A 13,393-nucleotide genomic window follows, 5' to 3' on the forward strand; every position below is an offset into this window, starting at 1 on the left:
CCAGGCGCCGCGGTCCTTACAGCGAAGCCAACTCGGTTTCGATCGCAACAGTCTTCGCCGCCTTCAACTGCCGCATCTGCTCACAGCCCCACAACACCCGCTCCGGCGTCGCCGGCGCATCGATTTTCGGTTGATGTTTGTAATCGCCCAGACTCGCCACAGCGTCCTTGATCGCGCACCACGCCGCGATGCCGAGCATGAACGGCGGCTCGCCCACCGCCTTGGAGTGGAACACCGTGTCTTCCGGGTTCTTGCGGTTCTCCACCAGCTTCACCCGCAGGTCCAGCGGCATGTCCGCCACGGCCGGGATCTTGTAGCTCGCCGGGCCGTTGGTCATCAGTTTGCCCTTGGCATTCCAGACCAGCTCTTCCATGGTCAGCCACCCCATGCCCTGGATGAAACCGCCCTCGACCTGACCGATGTCGATGGCCGGGTTCAGCGAGGCGCCAACGTCATGGAGGATGTCGGTGCGCAGCATTTTGTACTCGCCGGTCAGGGTGTCGATGATCACTTCGCAGCACGCCGCACCGAACGCGTAGTAGTAGAACGGCCGACCTCGCGCCTGACTGCGGTCGTAGAAGATTTTCGGGGTCTTGTAGAACCCGGTGCTCGACAGCGACACCTGAGCGAAATAGGCCTGCTGGATCAACGCTTCGAAGGTCAGGATGTGATCGCGAACCCGCACGTGACCGTTGTGGAACTCCACGTCTTCTTCGCTGACCTTGTACTGCCGCGCGGCAAATTCCACGAGGCGTTTCTTGATGATTTCCGCGGCGTTCTGTGCAGCTTTACCGTTCAGGTCGGCGCCGCTGGACGCGGCGGTCGGCGAGGTGTTCGGCACTTTGTCGGTGTTGGTCGCGGTGATTTGCACGCGGTCCATTTCCACCTGGAACACTTCGGCCACGACCTGCGCGACTTTGGTGTTCAGACCCTGGCCCATCTCCGTGCCGCCATGGTTCAAGTGGATGCTGCCGTCGGTGTAGACGTGGACCAGCGCACCGGCCTGGTTGAGGAAACTGGCAGTGAAGGAAATACCGAATTTAACTGGCGTCAGCGCCAGGCCTTTTTTCAGGATCGGGCTGTTGGCGTTGTAGCGACGAATCGCTTCGCGGCGCTCGGCGTACTGGCTGCTTTCTTCCAGTTCGGCGGTCATTTCCTCGAGCATGTTGTGCTCGACGGTCTGGTAGTAATGGGTGACGTTGCGCTCGGTCTTGCCGTAGTAATTGGCCTTGCGCACGGCCAGCGGATCGAGGCCCAGATGGCGGGCAATCGCGTCCATCACTTCTTCGATGGCGACCATCCCTTGCGGGCCGCCGAAACCGCGGTAAGCGGTGTTCGACGCGGTGTTGGTCTTGCAGCGGTGTCCGTTGATCGTCGCATCGCCCAGGTAATAGGAGTTGTCGGCGTGGAACATTGCACGGTCGACAATCGAGGCCGACAAGTCCGGCGAGCAACCGCAGTTGCCGGCCAGTTCCAGGGCGATGCCGTGCAGTCGGCCGGTGCTGTCGAAGCCAACGTCGTATTCGACGTAGAAGGGGTGACGCTTGCCGGTCATCAGCATGTCTTCGACCCGCGGCAGGCGCATCTTGGTTGGCTGGCCGGTGAGGTGCGCGACGACGGCGCACAGGCACGCCGGGCTCGCGGCCTGGGTTTCCTTGCCGCCGAAACCACCGCCCATGCGGCGCATGTCGACCACGATTTTGTTCATCGAAACGTCCAGAACCTCGGCCACCAGTTTCTGCACTTCGGTCGGGTTCTGGGTCGAGCAGTAGACGATCATCCCGCCATCTTCAGTCGGCATCACCGAAGAGATCTGGGTTTCGAGGTAGAAGTGTTCCTGGCCGCCGATGTGCAGCGTGCCCTGGATGCGATGCTCAGCGGTGGCCAAGGCCCCGGCCGAATCACCACGCTGATGCGTGTGGCTGTCGAGTACAAAGTGGCGTTTGCGCAAGGCTTCGACCACGTCCAGCACCGGCTCGAGATCTTCGTATTCAATGATCGCGGCCATCGCGGCTTTGCGCGCGGTTTCCAGATCTTTCGCTGCAACGGCAAGCACCGGTTGACCGACGAATTGCACATCATCAATCGCCAACAATGGATCACCCGGCAGCAACGGCCCGATGTCTTTCAGACCGGGCACGTCTTCATGGGTAATGGCGATGCGCACGCCTTCGAAGGCGTAGCAGGGCTTGGTGTCGATGCTGATGATTTTCGCGTGGGCACGGTCCGACAGCCGGGCGTAAACGTGCAGCTGGTTCGGAAATTCCAGACGGTCGTCGATGTACTGCGCTTCACCGGACACATGCTTGGCGGCGCTGTCGTGCTTGACGCTGCGGCCGACACCGGTGGTCAGGTCCTTGGCGAACAGTTCAGCCAGTTCGGCCTGGGTCTTCTCTACGGCGTGATGGTTAGACATAAGCGGTCACCCGAGTCTCGATGTGCGGCGTTTGCAGTTCGATGAAGTATTTGCGCAGCAGGTTTTGCGCGCTGAGCAGGCGGTATTCCTTGCTGGCCCGGAAGTCCGAGAGCGGCGTGAAATCTTCGGCCAATGCGGCACAGGCGCGTTCGACGGTGGCGTGGTTGAAGGGTGAACCGAGTAACACGGCTTCGCAGTGGGCGGCGCGTTTCGGGATGGCAGCCATGCCACCAAACGCCACGCGGGCATCGGCAATCACACCGTTTTCAAGGCGCAGATTGAAGGCGGCGCAAACGGCGGAAATGTCATCGTCCAGGCGCTTGGAAACCTTGTAGGCACGGAACAGCTGTTCGGCACTGGCACGGGGCACGATGATCTTTTCGATGAACTCGCTTTCCTGGCGCGCGGTGACGCGGTAGTCGATGAAGTAGTCTTCCAGCGCCATGGTGCGACGGGTGTCGCCCTTGCACAGAACGATCTGTGCGCCCAAGGCAATCAGCAGCGGTGGCGAGTCACCAATCGGCGAGGCGTTGCCGATGTTGCCGCCGAGGGTGCCCTGGTTGCGAATCTGCAGGGACGCGAAACGTTGCAGCAGTTCGCCGAAGTCCGGGTACTCGGCTTTCAAGGCTTCATAGCAATCGGAGAGGGCGGTGGCGGCGCCTATTTCCAGGCGATCATCAAAGCGGTCGATGCGCTTCATTTCGGCGACGTTACCGACGTAGATCATCACGGGCAGGGTGCGGTGGAACTGGGTGACTTCCAGCGCCAGGTCCGTACCGCCGGCCAGCAGCCGGGCTTGTGGATAAGCGTCGTAGAGGTCGGCCAGATCGGCCACGGTCAGCGGCACCAGGCAGCGCTTGTCGCCGCTGTTGAGTTCACCGATGTCGGTGGGGGCGATGGCTTTCAGGCGGGCGATGGTATCGGCTTCGCGAGCATCGAACTGGTCCGGCTGTTTGCCACAGCAGGACTGTTCGGCAGCTTCCAGAATCGGCCGATAGCCAGTGCAGCGGCAGAGGTTGCCGGCCAGCGCTTCGTGCGCTTTATGCGAGTCCGGCTGATCGCTGTTTTTTTGCAGCGCGAACAGCGACATCACGAAACCGGGGGTGCAGAAACCGCACTGCGAGCCGTGGCACTCGACCATGGCTTTCTGCACGCTGTGCAGTTCGCCTTGGTGCTTGAGGTCTTCGACGCTGATCAGTTGTTTGCCGTGCAGCGACGAAACGAACGTCAGGCACGAGTTGAGGCTGCGATAGCGAATGTGTTCGCGGCCATCGTCATCCGTTTGCAGCTCGCCGACCACCACGGTGCACGCGCCGCAGTCACCGCTGGCGCAGCCTTCTTTGGTGCCGGGTTTGCCCACATGGTCGCGCAGATAATTGAGCACGGTCAGGTTCGGGTCCAGGGCGTGCTCGCTACGGAGTTCCTGGTTTAGTAAAAACTGGATCACGGAAGGCCTCGCAGACTCATTATTGTTGTTAACCGACGTGGACCGAATTTATCAGGTCTGACTTTTGGGTCAATGATTTTCTGACTTAAAGGTCAGGAAATAGCATTTTGTCGATCAACAACCTGTTCCTTCATTATTGACCCTCGCGGGATAGCCTGCTTTTTGCTGGATTCGTGCCAAAAACCGCCGAGTGGGCACTCCGCCATGACCCTTCATGTGCGCTACACTGCGCCGCTTGTGCAGATCGAAGAGTTTGAAGGGACAACCATGACGTTCAAGGCGCCGGACAGCCTCGCCGAGCAAATCGCTCACCACCTCGCCGAACGCATCATTCGTGGCGAAATGAAGCCCGGGGAGCGCATCCAGGAACAGAAGGTCACGCTGGCCCTCAATGTCAGCCGCGGCTCGGTCCGCGAAGCCTTGCTGATCCTCGAGCGTCGCCACCTGATCGCGATCCTGCCGCGACGCGGCGCGCATGTGACCGAACTCACCGCGCACAAGGTGCAGAGCCTGTGCACGCTGATGGGCGAGATGTACATCCTGCTCGCCAATGCCGTGGCGACTGGCTGGAAAGTCCAGGCCGACCTGGCGCCGTTCTTGCAGATTCAGCAGCGCCTGACCGCGAGCTACGAGCGCCAGGACATCCATGCCTTCGTCGACGACAGTTTCAATGTGATGCGCGCCACGTACGGGTTTGCCAACAACCCGTACTTGCAGGAAACCGTCGAGAATCTGCAACCGGCCATGAGCCGTGCGTATTTCCTTGCCCTGGAGCAGCGCAAGGCCTCGATGAGCGAGTATCTGGAACTGTTCGAACGCTTGCTCGCGGCCGTGATCGCCCGTGACTATGCGCTGATTCGCACCGTGCTGACCGCGTATTGCCAGCGCAGTTGCGATCTGGTGATCTCTGCCCTGACGGACGCTTAAGCGTGCGGCTCAAGTGCATCAAACTGGCGGGGTTCAAATCCTTCGTCGATCCGACCACGGTGAACTTCCCCAGTAACATGGCGGCGGTGGTCGGGCCCAATGGTTGCGGCAAGTCGAACATCATCGACGCCGTACGCTGGGTGATGGGCGAGAGCTCGGCCAAGAACCTGCGTGGCGAGTCGATGACCGACGTCATCTTCAACGGTTCGACCAGCCGCAAACCGGTGAGCCAGGCGAGTATCGAGCTGGTGTTCGACAACTCCGACGGCACGCTGCTCGGCGAATACGCGGCTTACGCGGAAATCTCCATTCGCCGCAAAGTGACCCGCGACAGCCAGACCACCTATTACCTCAACGGCACCAAATGCCGCCGCCGCGATATCACCGACATCTTCCTCGGTACCGGCCTGGGCCCGCGCAGTTACTCGATCATCGAGCAGGGAATGATCTCCAAGCTGATCGAATCCAAGCCCGAAGACTTGCGCAACTTCATTGAAGAAGCGGCGGGCATCTCCAAGTACAAGGAGCGCCGGCGCGAGACTGAAAACCGCATTCGTCGCACCCACGAAAACCTGGAGCGCCTGACGGACCTGCGCGAAGAGCTTACGCGTCAGCTCGAACGCCTGCACCGCCAGGCCGAGGCCGCCAAGAAGTATCAGGAATACAAGGGCGAGGAGCGTCAGCTCAAGGCGCAACTGTCAGCATTGCGCTGGCAGGCGCTGAACGAACAGGTGGGGCAGCGCGAAGCGATCATCGGCACCCAGGAAGTCACCTTCGAAGCGCTGGTGGCCGAGCAACGCAACGCCGATGCGAGCATCGAACGCTTGCGTGACGGGCACCATGACCTGTCCGAACGCTTCAATCTGGTGCAGGGCCGTTTCTATTCGGTCGGTGGCGACATTGCCCGGGTCGAGCAGAGTATCCAGCACGGTCAGCAACGTTTGCGTCAGTTGCAGGACGATCTGAAAGAAGCCGAGCGCGCGCGTCTGGAAACCGAATCGCATTTGGGCCACGACCGCACATTGCTGCTGACCCTCGGCGAAGAGCTGGACATGCTCACGCCGGAGCAGGAAGTCACCAGCGCCGCCGCCGAAGAAGCCGCCGCCGCGCTGGAAGAATCCGAAACCACCATGCACGGCTGGCAGGAGCAGTGGGACACGTTCAACCTGACCGCCGCCGAGCCGCGTCGCCAATCGGAAGTCCAGCAGTCGCGGATCCAGCAGCTGGAAACCAGCCTGGAACGCCTGGCGGATCGTCAGAAGCGTCTCGGCGAAGAGCGCGCGTTGCTCTCGGCGGACCCGGAAGACGCAGCGATCATGGAACTCAGCGAGCAACTCGCCGCCAGCGAAGCGACACTGGAAGATTTGCAGGCCAGTGAAGAAGCGCAGGTCGAACGCCTTGAGCAGCTGCGTCAGGAGTTGCAGCAAGCGCTGTCGGCCCAACAACAGGCACAGGGTGATTTGCAGCGCCTCAACGGGCGTCTCGCTTCGCTTGAAGCCTTGCAGCAAGCCGCGCTCGATCCGGGCACCGGCACCGCTGAATGGTTGCGTGAGCAGCACCTGGCGGACCGCCCGCGACTGGCCGAAGGCCTGAACGTAGAAGCCGGTTGGGAGCTGGCGGTGGAAACCGTGCTGGGTGCCGATCTGCAAGCGGTGCTGGTGGATGATTTCGGCGATTTCGATCTGGCCGGTTTTGCCCAGGGCGATTTGCGTTTGCTCAGCCCCGCCAGCGATGGCGTGCGCGTTCCCGGCAGCTTGCTCGACAAGGTCGAGGCGCAGGTCGATCTGTCGCCATGGCTGGGTCAGGTCAAACCGGTGGAAAGCCTCGAACAGGCCTTGGCCCTGCGCAGTCAGTTGAGTGCCGGCCAGAGCCTGATCAGTCGTGACGGTTATTGGGTCGGTCGGCACTTTTTGCGGGTGCGCCGCGCCAGCGAAGCGGAAAGCGGTGTGCTGGCTCGCGGACAGGAAATCCAGCAACTGAGCAGCGAACGTGAAGAGCGCGAGGCCACGGTCGAAACCCTGGAAACCCAACTGCAAAATCTCAGGGCGCAGCAGCGTCAGCAGGAAAACGGTCGCGAACATTTGCGTCGTTTGCTGCAGGACGAAGCGCGTCAGCAAGGCGAATTGAAAGCCCAATTGTCCGCTGGAAAAGCCAAGGTCGAGCAACTGACCTTGCGCCGTACCCGGCTTGATGAAGAACTCACCGAGCTGGCCGAACAGCGCGCTCTGGAGCACGAAAATATCGGTGAAGCGCGCCTGCAATTGCAGGAGGCCCTCGATGCCATGGCACTGGACACCGAGCAGCGTGAGCTGCTGCTGGCCCAGCGCGACAGCCTGCGCGAGCGGCTTGATCGCGTGCGTCAGGAGGCTCGTCAGCATAAGGATCACGCGCATCAACTGGCGGTGCGTCTGGGGTCGCTCAGGGCGCAACACGACTCGACGCGTCAGGCGCTGGAGCGGCTGGAAATGCAGTCCGAGCGCCTGACAGAAAAACGCGAACAACTGAGCCTCAATCTGGAGGAGGGCGAGGCGCCGCTGGAAGAGCTGCGCCTGAAGCTCGAAGAGTTGCTCGACAAGCGCATGACCGTCGATGAAGAACTCAAGACCGCGCAGATCGCCCTCGAAGACGCCGACCGTGAACTGCGAGACGCCGAGAAGCGCCGCCACCAGGCCGAACAGCAATCGCAGTTGATTCGTGGCCAGATGGAAACGCAACGCATGGAATGGCAAGCCCTGACCGTGCGCCGCAAGACCCTGGAAGATCAGTTGCTGGAAGACGGCTACGACCTGCACGGGGTGCTCGCCACGCTGACCACCGAAGCCAGCGAGAAGGACGCCGAAGAAGAACTCGAGCGCATTGCCGCACGCATTCAGCGTCTCGGTGCGATCAACCTCGCGGCCATCGACGAATATCAGCAACAATCAGAGCGTAAACGTTATCTGGATGCGCAAAACGACGATCTGGTGGAAGCGCTGGACACCCTCGAGAACGTGATTCGCAAGATCGACAAGGAAACCCGCAATCGTTTCAAAGATACCTTTGATCAGATCAATGGCGGTTTACAGGCGCTTTTCCCAAAAGTTTTCGGTGGAGGCCGCGCGTATTTGGAACTGACGGGCGAAGATCTACTCGATACAGGGGTGACGATCATGGCGCAGCCGCCCGGAAAGAAGAACAGCACCATCCATTTGCTCTCCGGCGGCGAAAAAGCCCTGACCGCATTGGCCCTGGTTTTTGCGATCTTCAAGTTGAATCCGGCGCCGTTCTGCATGCTCGATGAAGTTGATGCACCACTGGATGACGCTAACGTTGGACGCTACGCACGGTTGGTCAAAGAGATGTCGCAGACAGTGCAGTTCATCTATATCACCCACAACAAGATCGCCATGGAAATGGCCGAACAATTGATGGGGGTGACGATGCACGAACCGGGATGCTCGCGTCTGGTGGCCGTGGATGTCGAGGAGGCGATGGCGATGGTGGAGGCCTGAGCCAGCGCTTGTAGGGTGGGTATTTTTAGTCTGTAGGACTCTTTTACCTCCCTCTACTTGCTGGCCAATCGACATATTCGCGCAAGCCATTGTGACAGACGGTGTAAAGTTGCCTTTGGTCGTGCTAGTTTAATGTCAATTTTTCGTATACGTGGGCAAAACGCCTGTCAGAACATAGAGTTGGCGCCACGTTTTAAAGCGGTTTACGAGTTGTAAACCCCTTATTTTTCAGCATTTTTTATAGAGGCACGGGATTACATGGAAATCGGTCTGCGCGAGTGGCTGATCGTCATCGGCATTATTGTCATTGCCGGTATTCTTTTCGATGGCTGGCGCCGCATGCGCGGCGGCAAGGGAAAACTGAAATTCCGTCTTGACCGGAGTCTGTCCAATTTGCCGGACGAGGACACCAGCGCCGAGCTGTTGGGCCCGCCCCGCGTCCTGGATACCCACAAAGAACCGCAACTGGACGAGCACGACCTGCCGTCGGTGAGCATGCCTGCCCGTGAACCGCGCGAGTCGGGTTCCAAGCGCGGCAAGCGTGGCCATGGTGAACCGTCGCAAGGCGACATGAACCTCAGCCTGGATCTGGACGGCGGCCCGAGCTTCAGCAGCCGTGACGACGATTTCCCGGATGACACCAAGGCCTCGCCATCGGTCAGCGACAAGGAACAACCGCAAGCCGAAGAAGTGCTGGTGATCAGCGTGATCTGCCGCGACGCCGCCGGCTTCAAGGGCCCGGCGCTGTTGCAGAACATTCTGGAAAGCGGTCTGCGTTTCGGTGAAATGGACATCTTCCACCGCCACGAAAGCATGGCCGGCAATGGCGAAGTCCTGTTCTCCATGGCCAATGCGGTCAAGCCGGGCATCTTCGATCTGGACGACATCGATCACTTCAGCACACCGGCGGTGAGTTTCTTCCTCGGCCTGCCAGGCCCGCGTCATCCGAAGCAGGCTTTTGATGTGATGGTGGCTGCAGCACGCAAGTTGTCCCAGGAGCTGAATGGCGAACTGAAAGATGACCAGCGCAGCGTACTGACTGCCCAGACGATCGAGCATTACCGTCAGCGCATCGTAGAATTCGAACGTCGCGCGCTGACCCAGAAGCGCTGAAATTGGCAACGTGCGGGAAGTCGCAATAACCCGTGCCTTGCAGGAGCCGGCTTGCTGGCGATGGCGTCCTCGAAACCGGCATCGCCAGCAAGCCGGCTCCTGCAATGATTAAACCGCGTTTACAGATTGAGCAGCCTCGGCTGCTCTTTTGCTTTATGAGAGAACACCCATGACCGCCGCCAAAAACCGCATTCTAGAACTGCGCGCTGAGCTGGATCAGCACAATTATCGCTACCACGTGATGGACGAGCCGAGCATTCCGGACGCTGAATACGACCGGTTGTTCCATGAACTCAAGGCCCTTGAAGCGGCCAACCCTGACCTCATCACCAGCGACTCGCCGACCCAGCGCGTCGGCAGCGCGGCGCTGTCAGCGTTCACTCAGGTGCGTCACGAAGTGCCGATGCTCAGCCTCGGCAACGCCTTTGAAGAAAACGACATGCGCGAGTTCGATCGCCGTGTGACGGAAGGGCTTGATCTGCCGGCCGGCGACTTGTTTGGCGGTGGTGCGGCGGTGGAATACAGCTGTGAACCGAAGCTCGATGGCCTGGCGGTCAGCCTGCTTTATCAGGACGGTGTGCTGGTGCGTGGAGCGACCCGCGGCGACGGTACCACCGGCGAAGACATCAGTGTCAACGTGCGCACCGTGCGCAACATCCCGCTCAAACTGCAAGGCACGGGCTGGCCGGCGACGCTCGAAGTGCGCGGCGAAGTGTTCATGTCCAAAGCCGGTTTCGAACGGCTCAACGCAACGCAACTGGAAGTCGGCGGCAAGACCTTCGCCAACCCGCGCAATGCGGCGGCGGGCAGTTTGCGTCAGCTGGATTCGAAGATCACCGCCAACCGTCCGTTGGAGTTCTGCTGCTACGGCATCGGCCAGGTTTCAGCGGACATTGCCGACACGCACATCGGCAATCTGAAGCAGCTTCAGGCGTGGGGCATGCCCATCAGTCGCGAGTTGAAACTGGCCCACGGTATCGATGAGTGCCTGGATTACTACCGCGACATCGGTGAGCGCCGTAACAGCCTGGCCTATGAAATCGACGGCGTGGTGTTCAAGGTCAACAGCATCGCCTCCCAGCGTGAGCTGGGTTTCCGCGCTCGCGAGCCGCGCTGGGCGATTGCCCACAAATTTCCGGCCATGGAAGAACTCACCGAATTGCTCGACGTGGAATTCCAGGTCGGTCGTACCGGTGCAGTCACACCGGTGGCGCGCTTGAAACCGGTCAAGGTGGCGGGCGTCACCGTGGCCAATGCGACGTTGCACAACATGGACGAAGTCGCGCGTCTGGGCCTGATGATCGGCGACACCGTGATCATCCGTCGTGCGGGCGATGTGATTCCGCAAGTGGTGCAAGTGGTCATGGAGCGCCGTCCGGACAATGCGCGTCCGGTACAGATCCCGCAGAAGTGCCCGGTTTGCGGTTCCCATGTCGAACGCACGCAACTGGTCAAGCGCAGCAAGGGTCGCGAGACCGTCAGTGAGGGCGCGGTGTATCGCTGCGTCGGTCGACTGGCCTGTGGTGCGCAGCTCAAGCAGGCGATCATTCACTTTGTCTCGCGTCGCGCGATGGACATTGAAGGGCTGGGCGATAAAAGCGTCGAGCAACTGGTCGATGAAGGCCTGGTGAGTTCTCCGGCCGACCTTTATGCGTTGAAGTTTGACGACATTGTCGATCTGGAAGGGTTTGCGGAGCTGTCGAGCAAGAAGCTGCTCAGCGCCATCGAAGACAGTAAAAAACCGAGCCTCGCGCGGTTTATCTACGCCCTCGGCATTCCCGATGTCGGCGAGGAGACGGCCAAGGTGCTGGCGCGCTCTCTCGGTTCGCTGGAGCGGGTTCAGCAAGCATTGCCGCACGTGCTCACGTATTTGCCGGATGTCGGCCTGGAAGTGGCTCACGAGATCCACAGCTTCTTTGAAGATGCGCATAACCGGCAGGTGATCGCGGATCTGCTCAGGCATGGCCTGCAGATTCAGGATCAGGGCGACCTGGGCGCCGAGTTTGCAGCGAGTACCACGCTGGGCGGTTTCCTCGACAAGTTGCACATTCCTTCGGTCGGGCCGGGCGGGGCGCAGAAACTGGCGGACAAGTTCGGTTCGCTGGAAGGCGTGTTCGGCGCTGACTGGCTGGACATGCGTCAGGCGCTGCCAGAGAAACAGGCCAATTCGGTTCGCGAGTTTTTTGCCGTGGCGGACAATCGCCAGATCGCTGAAGCCGCTGAAAAACAGTTGCGCGATTTCGGCATGCACTGGCAGAGCGAGAAGAAGGTCGTCGAGGGACTGCCGCTGGCCGGACAGACCTGGGTGCTGACCGGTTCGCTGGAATTGATGAGCCGTGACGTCGCCAAGGACAAGCTGGAAAGCCTGGGCGCCAAGGTGGCCGGCTCGGTGTCGGCCAAGACCCATTGCGTGGTGGCGGGGCCGGGTGCGGGCTCCAAGTTGGCCAAGGCCAATGAGCTCGGGTTGAAGGTTCTCGATGAAGAAGCGTTTGTCGATTTCCTGAAGAAACACGGCATCCCGATCTGACACCGGGAAGTGCAAGATCAAAAGATCGCAGCCTTCGGCAGCTCCTACAGGGTGTACGCCCATCAAGGTAGGAGCTGCCGAAGGCTGCGATCTTTTGATTTTCCTCACATAAAATGCGGGAACGATCTTCGCGCGGCAATGATCTAGTCTTGGCAAGCCCCAGGGAGAGATCGCCATGCACCGCTTCTTCGAACAGCTCAGCTCGCGCATTGCCGCGCCCTTCACCGGCGAGCGTTCGCGCAACAGCAAGGTCTGGCATTGCCGCTGCGGGCAGTCGCTGTTCTTTCGCAACAGCCAGTGCCTGGCCTGTTCGGCGGCGCTGGGTTATCAGCCTGAGCACAGTCGTTTGTCGTCGCTGCAACCCGGCCAGCAGGCGGATACCTGGATTCTCGACGCCGATCCCGACGCCGGTATGTTCCGCCGCTGCGCCAATCTCGATTCCCCTGCCGCGTGCAACTGGCTATTGCCTGCCAACGACCACGATGCGTTATGTATCGCCTGTAGCCTGAATCGCACCATTCCTGATTTGTCGATTCCTGAGAATCACGAACGCTGGCGCAAGGTCGAAACCGCCAAGCGTCGTCTGGTTGCACAGTTGATCAGCCTGGGTTTGCAGGTCATTCCCAAAACCGCGGACGAAGAGACCGGCCTGGCCTTCGATTTCATTGGCGTCGACCTCGAAGGCAAACCGCCGACGACTGGCCATGCCAACGGCCTGATCACCCTCGACATCAAGGAAGCCGACGACGCCCACCGTGAGCAGGTCCGGGTGCAAATGCACGAACCCTATCGCACGCTGCTCGGGCACTTTCGTCATGAGGTCGGACACTATTATTGGGATCGGCTGATCGCCGGCAGCCCTTGGCTGGAGCCGTTTCGCAACCTGTTCGGTGACGAGCGCGCGAGTTACGCCGATGCCCTTGATCGCCATTACCAGCAAGGCGCGCCGCTCGACTGGCAGCAGCAGTTCGTCAGCGCCTACGCCACTATGCATCCATGGGAAGACTGGGCGGAAACCTGGGCGCACTACCTGCACATGATGGATGCGGTGGACACTGCACTCGGTTTCGGCATGAGCGCGCGGGAAATGGATTTCGACTACCAGCCATTTCCGTCCACAACCCTCTACGATCCGCAGCATCCCGGGGGTATGGCGTTCCTGTCCTTCGTCAATGCCTGGATCGAACTGGCTGGCATGCTCAACGAGCTATCGCGCAGCATGGGCCAACCGGATTTCTACCCGTTCGTCCTGTCGCCGGCGGTGATCGCCAAGTTGCACTTTATTCACCTGGTGATCCAGCAGGAGGGCGGCAGGGCGGATGAGGTGTTGGCGCAATGAGATCAAAAGATCGCAGCCTTCGGCAGCTTCTACATGAATGGGCGTACACCTGTAGGCGCTGCCGAAGGCTGCGACCTTTTCAAGCGCGCCGCATGTCCTTGAACCCGCTCATGTTTTTTATCTACACCCAACG

At 60.3% G+C, this 13,393-nt stretch carries 7 protein-coding genes; 5 read left to right on the forward strand and 2 right to left on the reverse strand.

The genetic code is table 11. From position 1 onward, the window contains the following. Positions 1-16: 16 nt before the first annotated feature. Positions 17-2,416, reverse strand: a complete 2,400-nt coding sequence (gene xdhB / locus FBY04_RS11215) for a xanthine dehydrogenase molybdopterin binding subunit (RefSeq protein WP_145315246.1) — start codon at positions 2,414-2,416, stop codon at positions 17-19. Next, positions 2,409-3,863 (reverse strand): xanthine dehydrogenase small subunit, encoded by a 1,455-nt coding sequence (gene xdhA, locus FBY04_RS11220; RefSeq protein ID WP_084318653.1) that lies wholly within the window; start codon positions 3,861-3,863, stop codon positions 2,409-2,411. Before xdhA ends, xdhB begins: the two co-directional genes overlap by 8 nt. A gap of 267 nt (positions 3,864-4,130) precedes the next feature. Between xdhA and FBY04_RS11225 the strand changes: the two genes are divergently transcribed. From FBY04_RS11225 to FBY04_RS11245, 5 genes are all read left to right on the forward strand, one after another. Beyond that, entirely contained in the window at positions 4,131-4,790 is a 660-nt protein-coding gene (locus FBY04_RS11225) for a GntR family transcriptional regulator (RefSeq protein WP_084318828.1), read from the forward strand. A 2-nt stretch (positions 4,791-4,792) separates the two neighbouring features. Further along, positions 4,793-8,281 (forward strand): chromosome segregation protein SMC, encoded by a 3,489-nt coding sequence (smc, locus tag FBY04_RS11230; RefSeq protein ID WP_084318651.1) that lies wholly within the window; start codon positions 4,793-4,795, stop codon positions 8,279-8,281. Positions 8,282-8,539: 258 nt separating this feature from the next. Beyond that, positions 8,540-9,394: a cell division protein ZipA gene (zipA, locus tag FBY04_RS11235; RefSeq protein WP_017337515.1), complete on the forward strand. Its 855-nt coding sequence runs from the start codon at positions 8,540-8,542 to the stop codon at positions 9,392-9,394. Positions 9,395-9,563: 169 nt separating this feature from the next. Further along, positions 9,564-11,921, forward strand: a complete 2,358-nt coding sequence (ligA, locus tag FBY04_RS11240; protein WP_145315247.1) for an NAD-dependent DNA ligase LigA — start codon at positions 9,564-9,566, stop codon at positions 11,919-11,921. Positions 11,922-12,096: 175 nt separating this feature from the next. After that, entirely contained in the window at positions 12,097-13,260 is a 1,164-nt protein-coding gene (locus tag FBY04_RS11245; protein WP_084318647.1) for a putative zinc-binding metallopeptidase, read from the forward strand. The last annotated feature ends 133 nt before the right edge of the window (positions 13,261-13,393 follow it).

Source organism: Pseudomonas sp. SJZ080, assembly GCF_007828295.1.
Lineage (GTDB): Bacteria > Pseudomonadota > Gammaproteobacteria > Pseudomonadales > Pseudomonadaceae > Aquipseudomonas > Aquipseudomonas migulae_A.